The 20,001-nt window shown below is 69.1% G+C and carries 19 protein-coding genes; 7 read left to right on the top strand and 12 right to left on the bottom strand.

The window, feature by feature from the left end:
- Positions 1-335 precede the first annotated feature (335 nt).
- From gspF to gspG, 7 genes are read right to left on the bottom strand one after another with little or no spacing between them, the layout of a single operon-like run.
- Positions 336-1,550, bottom strand: coding sequence for a type II secretion system inner membrane protein GspF (gene gspF / locus HMPREF2581_RS00330; RefSeq protein ID WP_003141142.1), 1,215 nt, complete (start codon positions 1,548-1,550; stop codon positions 336-338).
- The gene (gene gspE / locus HMPREF2581_RS00325) at positions 1,550-2,959 is read right to left on the bottom strand and encodes a type II secretion system ATPase GspE (RefSeq protein ID WP_003141144.1); all 1,410 of its coding nucleotides are present in this window, start codon (positions 2,957-2,959) and stop codon (positions 1,550-1,552) included. The genes gspF and gspE overlap by 1 nt, the downstream gene beginning before the upstream one ends.
- Positions 2,956-5,367 (bottom strand): type II secretion system secretin GspD, encoded by a 2,412-nt coding sequence (gene gspD, locus HMPREF2581_RS00320; RefSeq protein WP_003141145.1) that lies wholly within the window; start codon positions 5,365-5,367, stop codon positions 2,956-2,958. The genes gspE and gspD overlap by 4 nt, the downstream gene beginning before the upstream one ends.
- Positions 5,364-5,957 carry a type II secretion system protein M gene (locus tag HMPREF2581_RS00315; protein WP_003141147.1) on the bottom strand — a complete coding sequence of 198 codons (594 nt, stop codon included), beginning with the start codon at positions 5,955-5,957 and terminating at the stop codon, positions 5,364-5,366. Before HMPREF2581_RS00315 ends, gspD begins: the two co-directional genes overlap by 4 nt.
- Entirely contained in the window at positions 5,944-7,155 is a 1,212-nt protein-coding gene (gspL, locus tag HMPREF2581_RS00310; protein WP_016254095.1) for a type II secretion system protein GspL, read from the bottom strand. Before gspL ends, HMPREF2581_RS00315 begins: the two co-directional genes overlap by 14 nt.
- Positions 7,152-8,117 (bottom strand): type II secretion system minor pseudopilin GspK, encoded by a 966-nt coding sequence (gene gspK, locus HMPREF2581_RS00305; RefSeq protein WP_003106847.1) that lies wholly within the window; start codon positions 8,115-8,117, stop codon positions 7,152-7,154. The genes gspL and gspK overlap by 4 nt, the downstream gene beginning before the upstream one ends.
- A gap of 7 nt (positions 8,118-8,124) precedes the next feature.
- Positions 8,125-8,574: a type II secretion system major pseudopilin GspG gene (gene gspG / locus HMPREF2581_RS00300; RefSeq protein WP_003085349.1), complete on the bottom strand. Its 450-nt coding sequence runs from the start codon at positions 8,572-8,574 to the stop codon at positions 8,125-8,127.
- A gap of 233 nt (positions 8,575-8,807) precedes the next feature.
- Here gspG and gspI point away from each other — a divergent pair, with 233 nt between their 5' ends.
- Positions 8,808-9,182 (top strand): type II secretion system minor pseudopilin GspI, encoded by a 375-nt coding sequence (gene gspI / locus HMPREF2581_RS00295; RefSeq protein WP_003085347.1) that lies wholly within the window; start codon positions 8,808-8,810, stop codon positions 9,180-9,182.
- Between the two features lie 2 nt (positions 9,183-9,184).
- Here gspI and HMPREF2581_RS00290 read toward each other — a convergent pair whose 3' ends face one another.
- Positions 9,185-9,616, bottom strand: coding sequence for a type II secretion system protein N (locus tag HMPREF2581_RS00290; RefSeq protein ID WP_003141149.1), 432 nt, complete (start codon positions 9,614-9,616; stop codon positions 9,185-9,187).
- A gap of 147 nt (positions 9,617-9,763) precedes the next feature.
- Between HMPREF2581_RS00290 and gspH the strand changes: the two genes are divergently transcribed.
- Both gspH and HMPREF2581_RS00280 read left to right on the top strand, forming a co-directional pair.
- Positions 9,764-10,213: a type II secretion system minor pseudopilin GspH gene (gene gspH, locus HMPREF2581_RS00285; protein WP_003111910.1), complete on the top strand. Its 450-nt coding sequence runs from the start codon at positions 9,764-9,766 to the stop codon at positions 10,211-10,213.
- Positions 10,197-10,838, top strand: coding sequence for a PulJ/GspJ family protein (locus HMPREF2581_RS00280; RefSeq protein ID WP_003141152.1), 642 nt, complete (start codon positions 10,197-10,199; stop codon positions 10,836-10,838). The genes gspH and HMPREF2581_RS00280 overlap by 17 nt, the downstream gene beginning before the upstream one ends.
- A 9-nt stretch (positions 10,839-10,847) precedes the next feature.
- Here the strand turns inward: HMPREF2581_RS00280 and vreR are convergent, their stop codons facing one another.
- The 3 genes from vreR to vreA form a co-directional block, all read right to left on the bottom strand.
- Complete coding sequence (gene vreR / locus HMPREF2581_RS00275) at positions 10,848-11,807, bottom strand: anti-sigma factor VreR (protein WP_003141154.1); 960 nt, start codon at positions 11,805-11,807, stop codon at positions 10,848-10,850.
- Positions 11,808-11,876: 69 nt separating this feature from the next.
- On the bottom strand, positions 11,877-12,422 hold the full coding sequence (gene vreI, locus HMPREF2581_RS00270; protein WP_003085329.1) for an RNA polymerase sigma factor VreI: 546 nt from the start codon (positions 12,420-12,422) through the stop codon (positions 11,877-11,879).
- On the bottom strand, positions 12,419-13,135 hold the full coding sequence (gene vreA / locus HMPREF2581_RS00265; RefSeq protein WP_003120815.1) for a TonB-dependent outer membrane receptor VreA: 717 nt from the start codon (positions 13,133-13,135) through the stop codon (positions 12,419-12,421). The genes vreI and vreA overlap by 4 nt, the downstream gene beginning before the upstream one ends.
- Positions 13,136-13,300: 165 nt before the next feature.
- On the opposite strand from vreA, the gene HMPREF2581_RS00260 reads away from it, so the two are divergent.
- Positions 13,301-13,621: a hypothetical protein gene (locus HMPREF2581_RS00260; protein WP_003116538.1), complete on the top strand. Its 321-nt coding sequence runs from the start codon at positions 13,301-13,303 to the stop codon at positions 13,619-13,621.
- A 116-nt stretch (positions 13,622-13,737) separates the two neighbouring features.
- Here the strand turns inward: HMPREF2581_RS00260 and pigA are convergent, their stop codons facing one another.
- On the bottom strand, positions 13,738-14,334 hold the full coding sequence (gene pigA / locus HMPREF2581_RS00255; protein ID WP_003085321.1) for a biliverdin-producing heme oxygenase PigA: 597 nt from the start codon (positions 14,332-14,334) through the stop codon (positions 13,738-13,740).
- A gap of 251 nt (positions 14,335-14,585) precedes the next feature.
- On the opposite strand from pigA, the gene imuA reads away from it, so the two are divergent.
- Genes imuA through dnaE2 form a run of 3 tightly spaced genes read left to right on the top strand, consistent with a single transcriptional unit; the run spans position 14,586 to position 19,685 of the window.
- Complete coding sequence (gene imuA, locus HMPREF2581_RS00250; RefSeq protein WP_031627677.1) at positions 14,586-15,191, top strand: translesion DNA synthesis-associated protein ImuA; 606 nt, start codon at positions 14,586-14,588, stop codon at positions 15,189-15,191.
- 7 nt (positions 15,192-15,198) lie between these two features.
- On the top strand, positions 15,199-16,614 hold the full coding sequence (locus HMPREF2581_RS00245) for a Y-family DNA polymerase (protein WP_003141157.1): 1,416 nt from the start codon (positions 15,199-15,201) through the stop codon (positions 16,612-16,614).
- A complete protein-coding gene (dnaE2, locus tag HMPREF2581_RS00240; protein WP_003141159.1) occupies positions 16,590-19,685 on the top strand; it encodes an error-prone DNA polymerase in 3,096 nt (1,031 codons plus the stop codon). Before HMPREF2581_RS00245 ends, dnaE2 begins: the two co-directional genes overlap by 25 nt.
- Positions 19,686-20,001 lie beyond the last annotated feature (316 nt).

Genomic DNA, 20,001 nt, shown 5'->3' with positions numbered 1-20,001 from the left:
CCTTTCCTCGGGTGTTCGCAGGCTCTGCGCCGGGCCTTTTCGCGGGACCTGCGAGGTTCCGCGAGCGCCTCCCGGCGGCCAGCCCGCGACGGCCATGGCGCGCCCTCGGGGCAACCTCGCTGAAACATGCACCCGAGCCCTGGCGAGGGGCCACACGGGTTGATGACAGCGAGAGGAAGGCCGGCTTGCACAAGCCCCTCCCGTAGGGCGGATTACGCCAGCGGCGTTATCCGCCGATACCTCTCTTCGGAAGACTGCTGAGACGCCCCATCCCCACGGCGGATAGCCGCGAGCGGTTAACCGCCCCGCACGGGAAGGGCTTGTTCAGGCACGGACTACTGGACCAGCTGGTTCATCTCGATGATCGGCATCAGCACCGCCATCACGATGGTCAGCACCACCCCGCCCATGACCACGATCATCAGCGGCTCGAGCAGCGCGGTCATGCCCATGGCGCGGCGCTCGATGTCGCGCGACAGGGTCTGCGCCGCGCGGTCGAGCATCGGCGGCAGCGCGCCGGTCTTCTCGCCGCTGGCGATCAGGTGGGTGAGGATCGGCGGGAATACCTGCCGCGTGCGCAGCGCCGAGGCCAGCGAGACACCTTCGCGAACCTGCGCGGTGGCCTCCTCCACCGCCTGCGCGAGGCAGTCGTTGGCCAGCGTCTGGCGCGCCGCATCGAGCGCGCGCAGCAGCGGTACGCCGGCGCTGCCGAGGATCGCCAGGGTGGAGGCGAAGCGCGCGGTATTCACCCCGAGCACGAAGCGTCCGAGCAGAGGCAGGCGCAGCACTCGCCGGTGCCAGCCGAGCCGCGCCTGCGGGTCGCGCAGGTACAAGCGCCAGCCCCAGTAAGCGCCACCGATGGCGCCGGCGCAGAGCCAGCCCCAGGCGCGCACGAAGTCGCTGGCCTGGAGCATCGCCCGGGTCAGCGCTGGCAGGTCCTGGCGCGCCTGGGAGAAGGCGCTGACCACCTGCGGCACCACGTAGCCGAGGAGGAAGATGACGATGCCGATGGAGACCACGCCGACCACCGCCGGGTAGATGAACGCGGTGAGGATCTTGCCGCGCAGGGCGTTGCGTTCCTCGATGTAGTCGGCCAGGCGCTCCATCACCTGGGCCAGGTCGCCGGACTCCTCGCCCGCAGCCACCAGCGCCCGGTAGATTTCCGGGAAGTCCCGCGGCCGTGCGGCAAGGGCGTCGGCCAGGCGCATGCCGCCGCGCACGTCGCTGCGCACGGCGCTCAGGGTCTGGGCGATGTGCTTGCGCTCGGCCTGGTCGAGGGTGGCGCTCAGCGCCGCCTCCAGCGGCAGGCTGGCGGCCAGCAGGCTGGCCAGTTGGCGGGTGGCCCAGGCCAGGTCGCCGTCGGACAGGCGCGGGGCGAACAGCGCTCCCGCCCCTTGCCCGGTCCCGCCGCCAGCCTGTTCGCGGACCTCCAGCGGGGTCAGGCCGCGGGCGCGCAGTTGGCCAAGGGCGCCACGCTGGCTGTCCGCCTCCAGGGTGCCGGTCTCGATCCGGCCCTGGGCGTCGGCGGCTTCGTAGCGGAAGGTCTGCATCAGGCGTCCCGGGTCACGCGGAGGATTTCCTCCAGGGTGGTGGAGCCGCTGGCGATCCAGCGCTCGCCGTCCTCGCGCATGCTGCGCATGCCGGCGGCGCGGGCGGCTTCGCGGAGATCCTGCTCGGCGCGGCCCTGGTGAACCAGGCGGCGGATCTCGTCGTCGATCACGAACAGCTCGTGGATGCCGGTGCGCCCGCTGTAGCCGGTCTGGTTGCAGGCCGGGCAGCCGACCGCGCGCCAGCCGCCGTCCTCTTCGACCCGGCAATGCGTGCACAGGCGCCGCACCAGGCGCTGGGCGAGTACGCCAAGCATCGACGAGGCGAGCAGGAACGGCTCGACGCCCATGTCCACCAGCCGCGTCACTGCCGACACCGCGTCGTTGGTGTGCAGCGTGGCCAGCACCAGGTGTCCGGTGAGCGAGGCCTGCACGGCGATCTGCGCGGTCTCCAGGTCGCGGATCTCGCCGATCATGATGATGTCCGGGTCCTGCCGGAGGATCGCCCGCAGGGCTACGGCGAAGGTCATGTCGATGCGCGCGTTGACCTGGATCTGGCTGATCCCCGGCAGATCGTACTCCACCGGGTCCTCGACGGTGAGGATGTTGCTGGTGCTGGCGTCGAGCCGCGCCAGGGCGGCGTAGAGGGTGGTGGTCTTGCCGCTGCCGGTGGGCCCGGTGACCAGCACGATGCCGTGCGGCTGGCGGATCAGGTTGTCCAGCGGCGCCAGCACGCCCGGGGCCATGCCCAGGGTCTCCAGCCTCAGGCGCCCGGCCTGCTTGTCCAGCAGGCGCATCACCACCCGTTCGCCGTGGCCGGTGGGCACGGTGGAGACGCGAATGTCGATCGGCCGCCCGGCTACCCGCAAGGCGATGCGGCCATCCTGGGGCAGGCGTTTCTCGGCGATATCCAGCTGCGCCATGATCTTGATCCGCGACACCAGCGCCGCGTGCAGCGCCTTGCGCGGCGCGACCACGTCGCGCAGGGCGCCGTCGACGCGGTAGCGCACCACCGAATGGGTCTCGAAGGGCTCGATGTGGATGTCGCTGGCCTCATCGCGCGCCGCCTGGGTCAGCAGCGCGTTGATCATGCGGATCACTGGCGCGCCATCCTGGGTGTCGAGCAGGTCAGTGACCTCGGGGATATCGTCCATCAGGCGGTCGAGGTCGACCTCGCTCTCCGCCGCGCCGACCACCGCCGCGGCGCTGCCGGTATCGGAGTAGGCGCTGGCCAGCAGGGTGTCGAGTTCGTCGTCGCGGACGCTCTCCAGGCTGGCCAACTCATGCCGCTGGCGCACCTCGCTGATCGCCCAGCCGGGCGTGCGCGGGCTGACCAGCAGGGTCGCGCCATGCTCGCCCGGCCGCAGCAAGGCGCGCTGCGCCTTGGCCCAGGCGTAGGGCAGCAGGCTCATAGCGGCGCCGCCTCGCCCAGCGGTACCGCGCGCAGCGGCCGCGGGCTCGGGCGTAAGTCGTAGGCGGCCTGCGGGATGCCCTGCTGCGCCGGCGGCAGCACCGGAGCCTGCATGTCGCCGACGCTCCAGTCGTGGCGCGGCTGCACGCGCTGCTGGGCGCGGCGGATGAAGTCGTAGCGGTTGAGGGTGATGCTGCGCCCGGCGGCGGCGTCGCGGACGATGTAGGGACGCAGGAAGACCATCAGGTTGGTCTTGGTCCGCGAGCGCTTCTGGTAGCGGAACAGCGAGCCGACGCCGGGGAGGCTGGAGAGTCCGGGAACGCCGTCGGTGTTGTCCTGCACGTTGTCCTGCAACAGGCCGCCGAGGACCATGATCTGGCCGTCGTCGAGGAGGATGCTGGTATCGATCGCGCGCTTGTTGGTGACCACCCCGGCGGCGGTGCTGGCGCGCTCGTCGACGCTGCTGACCTCCTGGTAGACGTCGAGCTTGACCGTGCCGCCCTCGGAGATCTGCGGACGGATGTTCAGCTTCAGGCCGACGTCCTCGCGCTGGATGGTCTGGAACGGGTTGTTGCTGGTACCGCCGCCGTCGGTGACGTACTGGCCGCTGACGAAGGGTATGGTCTGGCCGACCATGATGCTCGCCGACTCGTTGTCCAGGGTCAGCAGGTTCGGGGTCGACAGGACGTTGGTGCCGCCGCGGCTCTTCAGCGCCCGGGCGAGCACCTTGAGGTCGAGGATCTTGCCGATCCCGGGGATGTCCACGGTGCCATCCACCAGGCCGATGTTGAGCCCCTTGGGCAACACGTCGATGGTGTTCTTGCCGGCCGTGTTCAGCGCCGACTGGCCGAAGTTGACCCCGCCGAACACGCCGTTGCCGCCGAGGTTGCCGGCCTGCCACTGGATGCCGAACTCGCTGGAGTCGTCTTCGCTGACCTCGACGATCAGGCTTTCGATCACCACCTGGGCGCGGCGCTGGTCGAGCAGGTCGATGACTTCGCGGAGGTTGCGGTACAACGGCTCGGGTGCGGAAATCAGCAGGGTGTTGGTGGTGGCGTCGGCCTGTACGGTGACCCCGCCGGCGGAGAACGCCGAGTTCTCCTCGCCCATCGCACCGGGTCCGGCGCCGCCCTGGCCGCTGCCCATCGCACCATAGGCGCCGCCGCTGCGGTTGCTGCCGCCCAACCCGCTGGAACCGCTGCCCGTGGTATTGCCGCTGCTCCCCAGGGCCTGGCTACCAGTACCGCTGTTGCCGCCACCGAGCATGCCGCCGCCGCTCAGGCGCGCGCGCTGCTGGTCGCCCTCGTTGCCCTCGCCGCCGCTGTCGCCGGTGATCAGCCCGCGCAGGGCCTGGGCCAGGCGGGTCGCCTGGGCGTTGCGCAAGTAGACCACATGGAGGTTGCCGGGATTGCTTTGCACGCTGTCCAGCTTGCCGATCAGGTCGCGCGCCAATTGCGTGCGCTCCGGGCTCGGCGAGCGGATCACGATGCTGTTGGAGCGTGGGTCGGCGAGCACCACGGTCTTCTGGCCCTGCTCGGCGCCGCCGCTGCCCTGGCTGTCGAGCAGTTCGGAGACGGTGCTGGCGATGTCCACCGCGATACCGTTCTGGATCGGCACCACGTCGGTGTCGCTGGCGCTGGGGATGTCGATGCTGGCGATGATCCCGGCGACCCGATCGAGGTTTTCCGCGTAGTCGGTGACCACCACGGTGTTGTTCCCCGGATAGGCATTGATCGGGTTGTTCTGCGCGACGATCGGGCGCAGCACCGGGATCAGGTTCACCGCGTTCTCGTAACGCAGGCGGAAGGTCCGCGTGACCATGCCGTTGGCCGCCGGCCGGTCGGCGCCGTAGACCGGCCCGCCGAGCAGCTTGGCGTCGGCCTCCGGCACCACCTGGCTGACCCCGTCGACGTCGACCACGCTGAAGCCCTGCATGCGCAGGGCGCTGGTGAGCATGCGGTAGGCGGTGCGCGCCGGCACCTGGCCTTCGGAAACCAGGGTCAGCTTGCCCTTCACCCGCGGGTCGACCAGGAACTGCCGGCCGGTGGCGCGCGACAGCGCGCGCACCACCGCTTCCACCTCGGTATCGACGAAATTCAGGCTGACCGGCTGCTCGCCGAGTTCGGCCGCTGCCGCTGAGACCGGAGCCACGGCACCGGAGCGCGCTACGCCGCGCCCGGCACTCAGCGCGCGGCGGGCCTGCTCGGCCTGGGGCCGCTCGCGGACGTCGGCGCTGCGCAACGGCGCACCGGAGCGGACACTGCTCAGCGGCCGACCGACTTCCTCGTCGGCCGGGGGCACGCCGGGGACCTTCGGCGTCTCGCTACACGCCGCGACCAGTAGCGCGCCCAGCGCCACGCCCAGTACAGGCCAACGACGCCGGGCATGGTGGAAAGCTGATTGCCTCATGGGGAATCCTTGGGAGCGGAAGTCGACTGCAAATGGATCGAGGCGGACACCAGCCCGCCGGACAGCTCGTTCGAAGAGCCGGAGCGCTCCTCGGAAGGAGCGTCGAGACGCGTCACCTGCGCCTCGCTGACGCTCAGGCGCAACGCCGCCGGGCTGCGCGCCAGCCAGCGCAGCAAGGCCTCGCCGGACACGCTGGCGAAGTCCAGTTGCCATTGGCCCGGTTGCGGGGCGTCCAGTTGGAAACCGTCGAGTCCCTGATCGCGCAGGCTGCGACGGATCGCCTCGGCGTCCGCCGTACCGCTCAGGGTCGGACCGCGCAACGCCTCGACCTCGCGCAACACGCCGTCCACCGCCGCGGCCTGCGCACGCAGGCGCGGCAGCTCGGCTTGCCAATGCTCGATCCGCGCCAGCGGCGGATCGATGAACACTTGCCAGGTCAGCGCCAGGCATAGCGCCAGGCCACCGCCGGCGAGAATCTTGCGCTCGCGCGGCGCCAGTTGCCGCCAGTAGGCCTGCAGCCGCAGCAGCAGGGGACTCCAGCGCTGCGCCGGGGTATTCAGTAGGCCCGCCAGGCGCTTATTCATCTTCATCGGCAGCCGCCTCGGCAGTGCCACTGCCTGCCGCGCCAGCGGCCGGCGCTGGCGGCGCTTCCATGGCGCGCACCTGCCAGCCCTTGTCGGAGGCATCGGCCTGCAACCCGTGCTTGCCCAACTCGCCCTGCCAGGCAGCGGCATCGCCGCCTGGCGGTCCCGGCAGCAGCTCCAGGTCCAGTTCGCCGGCGTGGTAGTCCAGTCGTTGCAGGCGTCCGGCGAGGAACGGCATCGCCTCGCCGGCGCCATGCAGCAGCGCGGCCAGCCCCGGTACGGCATCGCCATCGGCCTTGCCGGCCAGATAGGCGTCGCGTCGCTCGCGAGCCTGGCGCAACGGATCGAGCACCACCGGCAGTTCCGGGAAGGCCTGCTGCACGCGTTGACTGCTCTGCCGTTGCAAGGACTGGCCCTGCCCGGCCAGTTGCCCGGCGTACAGGTTCAGGCCGGCGACCCACACCAGCAAGGCCAGGGCTGCGCAGACCAGGGGCATCTTCCAGGTGCCGTTGCCGGCGCTCGTCGCCGGCGCTTTCAGCGCCAATCCCCACGGACTGGCGGGCCCGCTCCAGCGCAGCGCTTCGTCCAGCGCCTCGGCCCGCTCCAGGGCTGCGGAGCCCCACGCCGGTCGCTCGCCCAGCCAGAACAGTCGCAACTCCTGCGGGACCTCAGCGAGGCCCTGCTCCGGCAAGGGATGGACCGCAGCGTCGCTCAGCGAGCGGCGCAACAGCAGATGGCCGTCCCACTCGCCGGCCACCCAAGCGTCATCGCGCAACGGCAGGAGGAACGGCGCGGCCTGCACCTCCCGCACGTCGAGCCGCAGCCGCTGCACGGCCTGCTCCAGCGAGGCCAGCGCCGACGCCTCCAGCCACCCCAAGGTCAGGCGCCCGTCGGCGCCGCGCGGGCCGTGGGCCAGGCGTAGCTGCGCCGGATCGCCGAGGACCAGCGCCTCGGCCGCGCAGTTCACCGCGGCGGCGAGCTTCGCCGCAGGCAGCGCCGGCAGTTCGAGACTGACCAGGCGGCAATCGCGCGGATGCAGGAACAGCGCCACCGGCAACCCCTGGCGTCGCCGCGCCAGTTCCGCGAGCGAGGCCTCGATTCGTTCCTGCACCGCGCCGCGCGCATCCAGGCGCAGGCAATGCAGCGGCGCCGCCTCGGCGAACTCGCTCAGCGGCGGCAGCAGGCAACGCCAGGTGGCTTTCATGAGCCCACCCTCATCCAGTTGACCGCCGTGCTTTCACCGGCCTTGCGCTGCACCAGGGCTTGCAGGCGCACCTCTTGCCGGTCGCGCCGAGCATAGGCGGTGAGCAGGAACCAGTCGCTGGTGATCCCGACCTTCACCGACTGCGCCTGCAATTGCGGCATGTTCAGGCGGTTGACGAAGTCGCCGCGATTGAGGAACCAGCGGCCCCGGTCGCGCTCGCCGAGCACCCGCCGCGCCTGGTCCAGCCCGAGGCCGGGGACACAGGCGGCGAGCACTTCGGCGCGCGCGGTGTTGCCGTTGATCCAGGTGGTTTCGGGCAGGATGGTGACGTAGGGCCGCAGGCGCTCCAGGGTCGCCGGCGGAATGCCCAGCCGCGCCAGGTCGTCGAGACGCCTGAGCGCCGGCATGCGCGCCGGAAGCGCACGCAACACGGCGCCCGGCGAAGTCTCGCGGCCGCTGTCGAAGCCTGCGGGTTGCGTCTCGGCCGGCGGCGCTTCGGCGGGCAGCCGTGCATAGGAATCGAGTACCCGCTCGACGATCAGCCGCGTCTCCTTCGGGCGCACGCCGAGCAGACCGGCGAGGCGTTCGAAGTTCGCTCGCTCCTGGAGATCGGGGCGCTGGTCGACCAACAGGTTGCGCAGGTTGAACTTGCCCTGCTCGTCTTCCAGTTGGCCGTTGAACGGCAATTCGGCGCTGCTCAGACGCAAGCCACGCATCGGTTGCGCCCAGCGCTGGTCGAGGCGGGTCAGCGGGTCGCGGCGGCTGTCCTCGAGCAGCAACTGGCGGCTCCATTCCAGGCCGCCGCGCAGCATCCAGCCGGCCTGGATGCGTAGCTGCTCGCTTTCCAGGGCGCGGATGAATGCGCTCTGGCGGGCGATCAGGCCGGCGGCTATGACCGCAACCACGGTGACGATCAGCAGCGCGCTGATGATCGCCATGCCGCGCTGGCGATGACCGTTCATGGCGCGCTCAGAGCTGCCAGGAGCCGATGTCGGCGTTGATGCCCTCGCCGCCCGGCTGCCCGTCGGCGCCGAGGGAGAACACGTCGATCTCGCCGTTCACGCCGGGATTCAGGTACTGGTAGGGCTTGCCCCAGGGGTCGTTGGGCAGGCGCTCCAGGTACGAGCGCCAGTTGCTCGCCGAGGCATCGGCAGGACGCTCCGCGAGCACCTTCAAGCCCTGCGCCTGGCTCGGATAGCGGCCCTGGTCGAGGCGGTAGAGCTTGAGCGCCTGCATCAGCCCGGAGATGTCCTGGCGCGCCGCGGTGGCACGGGCCTGGTCGGGACGGTCGAGCACCTTGGGCACCACCATCGCGGCGAGGATGCCGAGGATCACCACCACCACCATGATCTCGATCAGGGTGAAGCCCCGCTGTCCCCGATGTCCTTTCGGGCTGGAGCTGAACTGCACGACATCCATCTCGACACTCCTCGGCATGGTTCGATTCGCCGCGGATTGTTTCAGGAAGATATGTCAACGATATTGAAAATCCTCGGGTGCGCCGCTCTTCCGGAGGCGCCCGCAAGGCCCTGGAGCCGGGCTTTCCGGCAGGCGCCGGGGATGGCTCGCGGGAGCGCCCTCCCGAGCTTTTGTCAGGGATCGGTCAGATTTCCCGGCTAGCCTGGAAGTCCCCTTTCGCCGACCTTTCCGCGATGTCCACGCGCCTGTCTTCCCGCGGTTTCACCCTGATCGAAGTGCTGGTCGCGCTGGCCATCGTCGCCATCGCCCTGGCCGCGGCGATCCGCGCGGTGGGCCTGATGACCGACGGCAATGGTCTGTTGCGCGACAAGTCGCTGGCCCTGCTGGCAGCGGAGAGCCGGCTCGCCGAGCTACGCCTGGGCGTCGGCGCGGCTCCGGGAAACAGCGATTTCGAATGCTCCCAGGGCCGCCTGCGGTTGTACTGCGAACAACGCGTCGAGGCCACCGACGACCCCGCGCTACTGTGGGTGGAAATCCGTGTGCGCACGCAGCGCGAACAGGCGGTGCCGCTGGCGCGCCTGAACACCCTGCTGAGCCGCTCCCGGTGATCTCAACCGCGCTTGAGGGTAGCCAGCGGCGGCGGTTCGGCGAGCCGCTGCATGGGCACCCGGCGAACCTCGCCGTTCTGCTCGATGAGCACCGCGTCGGCCTCGATCCGCCGCACCTTCGCCGCACGTGCCAGGACCTCGCCCTCGCGATAGGCCTGGGCCGGTGCGCCGTTCACCGAGAGGATGGCGATCGCCGCGGGACCACCGCTGATCAATCCCGCCAGTTGCACCTCGACCTCACCGGAAGGCGCCGCGAACCAGCGTTGAGCGGCGTCCTCGCCGCTGGGCGGCGGAACGGCGGCGACCTCGGCCTGGACCACGCCGGGAATCGGCGCCAGCAACAGATAGCCCCAGAACAGCAGGCCGGCGAGGATCGCCAGCACGGCGGCGAACTGGACCAGGCGGGGCGGATCGATACGGGGCATGGCCGGCATGGCGGGGCTCTCCTGGCGTATGGGCGACGGGCGCCACGAACGGCGCCCCGGCACCAGCCTAGCGCGGAATTCTCTCCGTTATGTTTCACACGCCGATCATCTTCGTCGGGCACTCTGGAAACCTCTCTCTTCGCGGAGCGGCATCCGGTGAGGCGACCCCGGCAAGGCGGTTTCACCCTGATCGAACTGATGGTGGTGCTGGTAATCGTCGGCATCGCCACGGCGGCCATCAGCCTGAGCGCCCGCCCCGACCCGACGGGCCTGCTGCGCCAGGATGCCGCGCGCCTGGCGCGGTTGCTGGAAATAGCCCAGGGCGAAGCACGGGTACGCGGTACGCCGATCCTCTGGCAGCCCAGCGCCAAGGGCTATCGCTTCAGCCCGCAGGCCTATCGCGGCAAGACCGACGCCTTCGCCGCCGACACCGAATTGCGCGCGCGCGACTGGCAGGCCGCGCCGCTGCGGGTCAGCGTGCGCCCGCCGCGACCGGTGTTGCTGGACGCCGAATGGATCGGCGCGCCGTTGCGGATAACGCTCTCCGACGGCCAACACAGCGTCACCGTGCTGCGCGAGGCGAACGGCCATGTCCGGGTACACTGAACGCGCGACGACGCGGCGCCGGCAAGCCGGCTTCACCCTGATCGAGGTGATGGTCGCGATCATGCTCATGGCCATCGTCAGCCTGATGGCCTGGCGCGGCCTGGACAGCATCGCCCGGGCCAGCGCGCACCTGGAGGACAGCACCGAGCAGGGCGCCGCGCTACTGCGCGCGCTGAACCAGCTGGAGCGCGACATCGCCCTGCACAGCGCCATCCGGGAGGAGACCGGCCTGCCCATCGGCGACGAGCCGATCCGGGCCGGCGACAGCCTGCCGCCCGGACTCGCACTGAAGCGCCTGAGCGAGATTCCATTGCGCCTGGACATCGTCCGCGCCAGTACCGAGCCAGGCGCGCCGCTGCAGCGCGTGCGCTGGTGGCGACAGGGCAAGGTCCTCTACCGCGCCGCCTCGCCCAGCGGCGACCGCCTGCCGTTGCCGCCGCTGGCGGAGCGGGTGGCTGTGCTGGACGACGTGAGTCGGTTCGAGATCCGTGCCTGGGTGCCGGGAAAGGGCTGGACGCGCCTGCCGGCACGCAGCAAAGTCCGCGCCAGCGGACTGGAGATCAGCCTGGCGCGGGTCACCCGCAACGGCGTGGAGCGCTATCGACGGGTGGTGGCCCTGCAATGAAGCGGTGGCTCAGCCGAGCAGCACCACCCCGCCCGGCAGGCGGGTGACCTCGATGCCATAGGCATCGCGGATCAGGGTCGCCACGTCGGCCAGTTGATCGAGGCTGAAACGGGCCTGGACCCGGCGTCGGCCAAGGGCCTTGTCCAGCAGCAGGAGCATGCCGGGACGGTAGCGGTTGATTTCGTCGATCACCGTGGCCAACGGTACGTCGTTGAACACCAGCATGCGCTCGCGCCAGGCCATCACCTCGGCAACGTCGAAAGGCACCGGCGGACCGTTGCGTCGCTCGTCGAAGGTCAGCTGCTGGCCGGCCTGGAGGTCCAGGCGCTGGCCGAGGTGTTCGAGCCGCACGCTGCCCTCCAGGCAGGTCACCACGCAGACGTCACCGCTGCTGCGCACGTTGAAGCGGGCCCGGCTGGCGCTCAGCCAGGCGCTCCCGGCCATCACCCGCAGGCTGCTCTGCGGCGGGTGGCTGGCGATGATCTCGGCCTCGCCGCCGAGCAGTTCGATGGTTTCCTGCTGCTCTTGATTGCGCCGCACATTCAGGCGGGTGCGGGTGTTCATCTCGATCCGCGTCTCGCCGCTCACCTGCACCTGGCGTTGCTCGCCGACCGCCGTGACGTAGTCGGCGCCGCCCAGGCCATGGTCGAGCAGCGACGGGCGCAAGACGAACAACGCCACCGAGGCGGCCAGCGCACCGCCGACGAACCAGCGACGACCGAAACGCCTCGGCGCGATCTGCGCCACAGCCGGCGACTCCAGCGGCAGAGCGGCGGCACTGCCGAGTGCCTGCCAGAGATCGCGCGCCTCGACGAACGCTCGCAGGTGTTGCGGGCTGCGCGCACACCACTGGCGGAAGGCCCGCGCGTCGCCCTGGGTGACGCGTCCGGAGGTCAGGCTGATCACCCAGGCGTGCGCTTCGTGGCGAAGGTCGCCGGTTTCATCGGCGGCGGAGTCTGAGGCTGTCATGACTGTGCTGTACGGACACCGGAATGGCTCATGGGATGGATATGGCGGCGGTTTTCCACCTGCTTATGCTTATGACGGTTTTCCGGCCCCGGGACCGAACCTCTGGATGACTTTTCTTTCCAGGCGCTCCGCGCAGAACCACAGGGCGGCCTTGAGTTCCTTCTCCACGGTGCGGGTGGAAATGCCGAAGCGACGGGAGATTTCCGCATGCGGCGTCTCTTCCAGGCGCGAGGCGATGAGAATCTGCCGACGCCGCGCCGGCAGTTCGCAGAGCGCCTCCAACAGGCGACGGATCTCGGCATGACCGCCGACGATGCGCTCCGGGTCGAGGCCTTCGTCGGCCACCTGCAACAGCTCCGCCACCTCCTCCCCGGTGAGCAGGCGGGCGTCGCCCTCGCGGCGGTCGGCGGCAATGTTCAGGGCAATACGGAACAGGTAGGCCTGAGGCTTCTTGACCTCCAACGCATCATCCAGCCGGTCGACTCTCAGGTAGGTTTCGTGCAGCACGTCGCACGCCAGATCCTCGGAGCCCAGGCGCCGTTTCAGGCGCGCCTTGAAGTCGTCGTAGGAGGCGAGGAACAGCTTCACCATCGCGCTTTGCCGCGAATCGCTCATGACCCTCCCACTCCCTCCGTCAGCTTGCATTCCATGGCCTTGCCCGTCGTCTTCGGCAGCAACAGGATGGTCAGCGGCTGGGCCAGCGTAGCGGGCGTCGCCTGCATCACCCGCACGCCGCGCAGGCTTTCCACCAGGGCGCTGTCCCGCTGCGGGTCGCCGGTCGAGCCGAGCAGGCGACTGTGGCGAACCTCGCCGAAGCGACCGATCCAGAGTTGCAGCACCGCGCGATAGGTACCCGGACGAGTGCGCGGCGAGCGGCACAACTGTTCTTCCAGCGCCGCCTGGACCGCTCCCGCGTAGCGCCGATCCAGCGGCTGCTCGACCTTCGGCATCTCTGCCGGCAGCGGCGCAGCGTTCCTGACGGCCTGCGCCGGCAGCAGGGTGAACGCTTCCTGGCTGGTGTAGCGCGCCATCAGGCCGGTTCCGCCGAGCAGTCGGGTCAGGGCGTCGCTGGCGGTGAAGCGCCCCTGCAAGCGGGCCGAGCGCCGTCCACGGGCCAGCTCGCCATCCACCAGAACCGCCATTCCCGTCACCCCGCTGTAGGTCACCAGCGCCGATGCCAGGCTCTGCGGAGGAATATCGAACGCGTGCACCGCCAGGCGCAACGGCGGCCTGCCGCCATCGCCCGGCACGGCGCCGGACGCCGGCAGCAGCATGCCGAGACCGAGCAACGACACTGCGCACGACCTTGCCACCCCGAGGATCGACATCAACGGATTCCAGTCCGAACTACCCGGTTCAGGCCAGATGGCCATCACCCAGGAGGGACATCCTGATGGCACTGTGTGACTGTGGTGTGACGGTACCTGCGGTGACATGTTTTCACCGATTGCCGTATAAGCGGGAAACCACCATCCCAGCGCGGGAGAATCGCCATGCACCGTTCATCGCAGGTTCTGCCGGCCCTGATCCTGGGCCTGGCCATGAACGCCACCCTGGCCGACGAGCCGACGCCGCCGGCGAACTGCATCAACACCGAGGTCAACGGCTACCAGGCTTTGTCCTATGAATGCCTGAGCCAGCAGATGGCCGATCCTGACAGCGCGGCCAGGGCCCGCCGCGAACAGGAGCTGGATTCCGCCGCCATCGTCCGGCGTCCGCCAAACCAGCTCGGCCTGTACAACCAATCGGCGACGCGCATTCGCCTGGGCACCTCGTTCGGCAACTCAGTGGAAGCGCAGCGGCCGCCTCGCTAAGGGCCTCCGCAGGTCCGCGTCCTGGCCGGCGGCGCAAGACAGAAAACCCCGACAACCAGGCCGGGGCAATCGTCGTCGGCGAGGTTGGCCGCCGATCAAAGGACAAGGAACGCCCCTCAGGCGAAGGTACGCTCCAGCAGGTCGCCGAAACGATTGAAGGCATCGCTGGCGCCCTTGGCGGCCAGGCGCTCTTCCTCCTCGTTCAGCTCGATGCCGTCGAGGATCGCCACGAAGCTCTTCCAGCCTTGCGCGCGGCCGCCTTCCGGCTCGGCCAGATGGCGGGCGCCGAAGTTCTCGTCGAGTTCGAGCGCGGCGGCTTTCTTGAACAGGAACGCAGCGCCCAGCTTCGAACCTTCGGAAACGAACAGCCAGCCCAGTGCCTCGGCCAGGCTCAGGTCGGCCTCGCGCACGCTCTGGTCGCCCTCCGGCACCGGATGGCCGAGGTCCGCCAGGTCTGCACGAGCGGCGTCGTCGCGGGCGCGGGAAGCCAGGCCGGGGAACAGGCGGGCCAGCGCTTCGTTGCGATAAAGCGGCTCCAGGTCATGCTGGAAGAGGTACTGGGCGGCGACGAAGCGGGCGAAATTGTCCCGGCTGGCGAAGGGTTCCTTGCTCTTCACCAGGCTCTCCAGGCGCTGGTGCGGCTCGTTGGTCAGCAGGTTGAGGCGTTGCGAACGCAGGTTTTGCCGAGTGGATTCAGGGGCCAGGGTATCCATAGGGGAATTCCTTTCGAGGGACGGAACGCACTGGGCCGACATAGCGTGCCCAGAATCAATAACGATTCTCAATTATATTCGTTATTGAATCTCAATGTCACAGGAAAGGATGCCGACCGACTGCCATTGACCAGAAAAGGACTACAGCAAATACTGTATTTACATACAGTATTCGAGTTATTTCCTTGGCCTCCCTTTCATCCGTAGCCGACATCACCCCACCCGCAGCCGTCGCCGGACGAGGCAATGGCATAGCGCTGAGTGCGCTGCTCGACGCACGTAGGATCTGGAAAGGCCAGTCCGCCGTGCCGGCCGGCGCTTCCCTGCCCACCGGGCATGCGCGCCTGGACGCACTGCTACCCGGCGGCGGTTGGCCGGAGCATGCCCTGAGCGAAATCCTCCATGCCCGCGACGGTGTCGGCGAACTGCAACTACTGATGCCGACCCTCGCTCGCCTGACCCAGGCGCAACGTCGCGTCGTACTGGTCGGCGCACCCTACGTACCCTATCCGCAGGCCTGGCTGGCCGCCGCGGTCGACCTGCGCCACCTGGTCCTCTTGCAGGCCAGCGGACGCGACGCCTTGTGGGCTGCCGAACAGTGCCTGCGCTCGGGCAGTTGCGCCGCTGTGCTGTGCTGGCCGCAGCAGGCCGACGACCGCGCCCTGCGCCGCCTCCAGGTCGCCGCCGAAAGCGGCCAGGCCCTGGGTTTCGCCTATCGTCCCCTGCGCGAAGCGGTCAACCCTTCGCCGGCAGCGCTACGCCTGTGCATCGAAACCCGCCCCCCACGCCTGCGCATCCTCAAGTGCCGGGGCGGCCTCGCGCCGGCGACCGCCCTGCCAGCCAGCGCCTGGCAATGAGGCGGCCATGCTCTGGGCTTGCATTCTCCTGCCGCAACTGGCCATGGACAGCGCGCTGCGTCAACGGAACAATCCCGACGCACCGCTGGCGCTGCTCGGCGGCCCAGCGCAGCGCCGGCAGTTGCAGGCGGTCAACCCAGCGGCACGCGCGCTCGGCCTGAGGCCCGGTCAATCGCTGATCGCCGCCCAGGCCCTGAGCCGGGACTTCGCCACGGCGGAATACGACCTCGCCGCCGTGGAGCGCTGGCAGGCCTTCCTCGCCGCCTGGGCCTACGGTTTCAGCTCGCAGGTCAGCCTGCACTATCCGCGCGCGCTGCTGCTGGAAGTGCAGTCCAGCCTTGCCCTGTTCGGCCCCTGGCCACGCTTCGAGGCCCGCTTGCGCAAGGAACTCACGGCGCTGGGCTTCCGCCATCGCCTGTGCCTGGCGCCGAACCCGGTGGCGGCGAGGGTCCTGGCGAACAGCCACGACGGCCTGGCCATCGAGGACGAGACAGCGCTGCAACGCCAGTTGTCCGCCCTTCCGCTGGACCGCCTGGGACTCTCGCGGGAGCTGGCCGTCGCCCTCGGACGCATGGGACTGCGCCATCTGCGCCAGGTCCTCGAGTTGCCGCGCGCCGCCCTGGCCCGTCGCTTCCCGGCCGAACTGCTGTTGCACATCGACCGCCTCTGCGGCCGCAGCCCGCTGGCGCTGGAGCACTACCGGCCGCCGGACACCTTCGACCTGCGCATCGAACTCAATTTCGACGTGGAATCGCACCAGGCCCTGCTCTTCCCCCTGCGACGGCTGAGCGCCGATCTCGCCGCCTTTCTCGCCGGACGCGACAGCGGCGTGCAGCGCTTCACCCTGCATCTGGAGCATCACGGGCGCGCCGACAGCCAGGTCACGGTCGGCCTGCTCAGCGCCGAACGCGAGGCGACCATGCTCTTCGAACTGACCCGCGGCCGTCTCGAACAGCTGCAACTGCCCGCCCCCGTGCATGCCGTGCGCCTGGAGGCCCGCGAGCTGCCTCCTTTCACGCCGCAGCACCGCGAACTGTTCGACGAGCGCCCACAGCAGTATCTCGGCTGGGAACAGTTGCGGGAACGCCTGCGCGCGCGGCTGGGCGACGAGGCGGTACAGGGCCTGAGCGCCGTCGCCGAACACCGTCCGGAGCGAAGCTGGCGGCCGCACAGCTGCGACAGGGCGCAATCGCCGGCAGCCTGCGGCCTCCGACCCGGCTGGCTGCTGGCGGAGCCACGCCCCCTCGGCGAGGCCTTGCCCACCGTGCTGGCCGGCCCGGAGCGGATCGAGTCGGGCTGGTGGGATGGCGAAGACATCCGCCGCGACTATTACCTGGTGGAAACCCGCAGCGGACAACGTGCCTGGGTCTATCGCGAGGTGGGCAGCGAAGGGCCGCTGTGGCTGCATGGCTGGTTCGCATGAGCGCCTACGCCGAACTGCATTGCCTGTCCAACTTCAGTTTCCAGCGCGGCGCCTCCAGCGCCGCGGAACTCTTCGCCCGTGCAGCGCGCCTGGGCTATCGGGCCCTGGCGATCACCGACGAATGCAGCCTGGCCGGTATCGTGCGGGCCTGGCAGGCGGCGCGGGAGCATCAGGTACAACTGATCGTCGGCAGCGAAATCCGCCTCGAACAGGGGCCCAAGCTGGTCCTCCTGGCGGAGGACCTGGAGGGCTACCAGAACCTCTGTCGCCTCATCACCCGCGGCCGGCGACAAGCCGACAAGGGCCACTACCGGCTGCTGCGCGAAGACCTGCAACAGCCGCTCGCCGGCCTGTTGGCGATCTGGTTGCCGAACGACCATGAGGACGAGCAGGCTGCCTGGCTCCGCGAACGCTTCCCCCAGCGCCTTTGGCTGGGCGTCGAGTTGCATCGCGGCGCCGATGACGATGCCCGCCTGGACAAACTGCTCGCGCTCGCCTCGCATCTCCGGCTACCGCCCGTGGCCTGCGGCGACGTCCACATGCACGCCCGCGGCAGGCGAGCCCTGCAGGACTGCATGACAGCGATCCGCAACCATCTGCCGGTCAGCGAGGCCGGCGCCTATCTCTTCCCCAACGGGGAACGCCACCTGCGTACCCTGGAGGCCCTGCAGGGTATCTACCCGCAAGCCCTGCTGGCGGAAACCCTGAAGATCGCCGAACGCTGCCGGTTCGATCTGGAACAGCTGAAATACCAGTATCCACGCGAATTGGTACCGGCCGGACACGACCCGGCGTCATGGCTCCGCCATCTCACCGAACAGGGCATCGCCAGGCGCTGGCCGAACGGCGCGAGCGCCAAGGTCCGCAAGCAGATCGAGAGAGAACTCGAGCTGATCGCCGAACTGGGCTATGAAAGCTATTTCCTCACCGTGCAGGACATCGTCGCCTTCGCCCGGGGCCGAGAAATCCTTTGCCAGGGCCGCGGCTCGGCGGCCAATTCAGCAGTGTGCTTCGCCCTCGGCATCACTGAGTTGGACCCGGACCGGACCAACCTGCTGTTCGAGCGCTTCCTTTCCCGCGAGCGCAACGAACCACCGGACATCGACGTGGATTTCGAACACGAGCGCCGCGAGGAGGTCATCCAGTACGTTTTCACACGCTACGGACGCCAGCGCGCGGCGCTGACCGCGGTGGTCAGCACCTACCACGGCGCCGGCGCGGTGCGCGACGTAGCCAAGGCCCTGGGTCTGCCGCCCGAGCAGGTCGACGTCCTGGCCAACTGCTGCGGCCGCTGGAGCGACCAGGCCCCCAGCGCCGAACGCCTGGAAGAGGCCGGCTTCGATCCGCAGAGTCCGATCCTGCGCCGGGTGCTGGCCCTGACCGGCGAGTTGATCGGTTTTCCGCGCCACCTCTCGCAGCACCCCGGCGGCTTCGTCATCTCCGAGCAGCCATTGGACACCCTGGTCCCGGTGGAGAATGCCAGCATGGCCGAACGCACGGTGATCCAGTGGGACAAGGACGATCTCGACGCGGTCGGCCTGCTCAAGGTCGACGTCCTCGCCCTGGGCATGCTCAGCGCCCTGCGCCGCAGCTTCGACCTGATCCACGCGCTGCGCGGCGGCAAGCGGTTGAGCATCGCCAGTATCCCGAGCGAAGACCCGGCCACCTACGAAATGATCAGCCGCGCCGATACCATCGGTGTGTTCCAGATCGAATCGCGCGCACAGATGGCCATGCTGCCACGCCTGCGCCCGCAGAAGTTCTACGACCTGGTGATCCAGGTCGCCATCGTCCGCCCAGGGCCGATCCAGGGCGACATGGTGCATCCTTACCTGCGCCGGCGAAACGGAGAAGAGCCGGTGGCCTATCCGTCAGCCGAACTGGAGGAAGTCTTCGAACGAACCCTGGGCGTCCCGTTGTTCCAGGAACAGGTCATGGAACTGGCGATCGTCGCCGCCGACTACACGCCGGGCGAGGCGGACGAACTGCGTCGTTCGATGGCCGCCTGGAAGCGTCATGGCGGCCTGGAACACCACCGCGAGCGGCTGACCCGGGGCATGCTCGCCAACGGCTACGAGGCCGACTTCGCAGCGCGCATCTTCGAGCAGATCAAAGGCTTCGGCAGCTACGGTTTCCCTGAATCCCACGCCGCCAGCTTCGCCCTGCTCACCTACGCCAGCAGTTGGCTGAAACGTCACGAGCCGGCGGCCTTCGCCTGCGCCTTGATAAACAGTTGGCCGATGGGCTTCTACAGCCCCGACCAGTTGCTCCAGGACGCCCGCCGCCACGCCCTGCAGACACGCCCGGTGGATGTCCGCCACAGCGGTTGGGATTGCAGCCTGGAGCCGTTCGGCCAGGCGCAACCGGCCATACGCCTTGGCCTGCGGATGATCCGAGGCTTTCGCGAGGAGGATGCCAGGCGTATCGAGCAGGTCCGGGAGGCCCAACCGTTCCTCGACGTGCACGATCTTGGCCGACGCGCCAGGCTCGACGCCCGGGCCCTGGAGTTGCTGGCCGATGCCGGCGCCCTGCGCGGTCTCGCCGGACACCGGCACAAGGCGCGCTGGGCCGTCGCCAGCGTCGAGCCGCAATTGCCGCTGTTCGCCGAAGGGACCGTCATCGAAGAGAGCACGGTCAGCCTGCCACTGCCTTCGCGCGGCGAGGAACTGCTGAGCGATTACGCTCTCCTCGGCACCACCCTCGGCCCGCATCCGCTGAAACTCTTGCGTGGACAGCTCAAGGCCCGCCGCTGCCGCGACTCCCGCGAACTGGCGAAACTGGGACATGGACGACCGATACGGGTCGCCGGCCTGGTGGTCGGCCGGCAGCGCCCACAGACCGCCAGCGGCATCACCTTCATCACCCTGGAGGACGAGTTCGGCATGGTCAACGTGGTGGTCCGGCACGACCTTGCCGAACGGCAGAGGCGGCCATTCCTCGAGTCCCGGCTGCTGCAGGTGGAGGGCATCCTGGAGTCCTCCGGCGAGGTGCGCCACGTCATCGCCGGGCGCCTGCATGACCTGAGCCCTCTACTCACCGGCCTGGACGTCCGCAGCCGGGATTTCCATTGAGACAAAGAAAAAGGCAGCTCGAGAGACGAGCTGCCTTGGGATGGCCAACAGGGATGGCCACGAAGGGGGGAGCGCTCAAGATACTGTTTATTCATACAGTAAATCAAGCGATTCCCTTCACCGGAAGCCATCTTTTGTCTTTCTCCTCGAAGCGAGGCTCTAACTCGCGGATCGGGATCGGTACGGCGAACGCAAGAGCGCCAGCGTCATGCGGATCCGCCCGGACTCTCGCTACGCTAGACGCGAAAGAGGACATGCCAGGAGGGGTTCGGCAAGGTGAACAGGAAGCACGCCTTTTTCCGCGCGCAAAAGCAAA

This window comes from Pseudomonas sp. HMSC057H01 (genome assembly GCF_001836405.1).
Lineage (GTDB): Bacteria > Pseudomonadota > Gammaproteobacteria > Pseudomonadales > Pseudomonadaceae > Pseudomonas > Pseudomonas aeruginosa.
The sequence above is the reverse complement of the archived record's forward strand: the minus strand, read 5'-3'. Positions and strand labels throughout refer to the sequence as shown.

Coding starts and splice junctions, on each gene's coding strand:
- gspF (WP_003141142.1), bottom strand. CDS start 1,550: ATGCAGACCTTCCGCTACGAAGCCGCCGACGCCCAGGGCCGGATCGAG.
- gspE (WP_003141144.1), bottom strand. CDS start 2,959: ATGAGCCTGCTGCCCTACGCCTGGGCCAAGGCGCAGCGCGCCTTGCTG.
- gspD (WP_003141145.1), bottom strand. CDS start 5,367: ATGAGGCAATCAGCTTTCCACCATGCCCGGCGTCGTTGGCCTGTACTG.
- HMPREF2581_RS00315 (WP_003141147.1), bottom strand. CDS start 5,957: ATGAAGATGAATAAGCGCCTGGCGGGCCTACTGAATACCCCGGCGCAG.
- gspL (WP_016254095.1), bottom strand. CDS start 7,155: ATGAAAGCCACCTGGCGTTGCCTGCTGCCGCCGCTGAGCGAGTTCGCC.
- gspK (WP_003106847.1), bottom strand. CDS start 8,117: ATGAACGGTCATCGCCAGCGCGGCATGGCGATCATCAGCGCGCTGCTG.
- gspG (WP_003085349.1), bottom strand. CDS start 8,574: ATGGATGTCGTGCAGTTCAGCTCCAGCCCGAAAGGACATCGGGGACAG.
- gspI (WP_003085347.1), top strand. CDS start 8,808: ATGTCCACGCGCCTGTCTTCCCGCGGTTTCACCCTGATCGAAGTGCTG.
- HMPREF2581_RS00290 (WP_003141149.1), bottom strand. CDS start 9,616: ATGCCGGCCATGCCCCGTATCGATCCGCCCCGCCTGGTCCAGTTCGCC.
- HMPREF2581_RS00280 (WP_003141152.1), top strand. CDS start 10,197: ATGTCCGGGTACACTGAACGCGCGACGACGCGGCGCCGGCAAGCCGGC.
- vreR (WP_003141154.1), bottom strand. CDS start 11,807: ATGACAGCCTCAGACTCCGCCGCCGATGAAACCGGCGACCTTCGCCAC.
- vreI (WP_003085329.1), bottom strand. CDS start 12,422: ATGAGCGATTCGCGGCAAAGCGCGATGGTGAAGCTGTTCCTCGCCTCC.
- vreA (WP_003120815.1), bottom strand. CDS start 13,135: ATGTCGATCCTCGGGGTGGCAAGGTCGTGCGCAGTGTCGTTGCTCGGT.
- HMPREF2581_RS00260 (WP_003116538.1), top strand. CDS start 13,301: ATGCACCGTTCATCGCAGGTTCTGCCGGCCCTGATCCTGGGCCTGGCC.
- pigA (WP_003085321.1), bottom strand. CDS start 14,334: ATGGATACCCTGGCCCCTGAATCCACTCGGCAAAACCTGCGTTCGCAA.
- HMPREF2581_RS00245 (WP_003141157.1), top strand. CDS start 15,199: ATGCTCTGGGCTTGCATTCTCCTGCCGCAACTGGCCATGGACAGCGCG.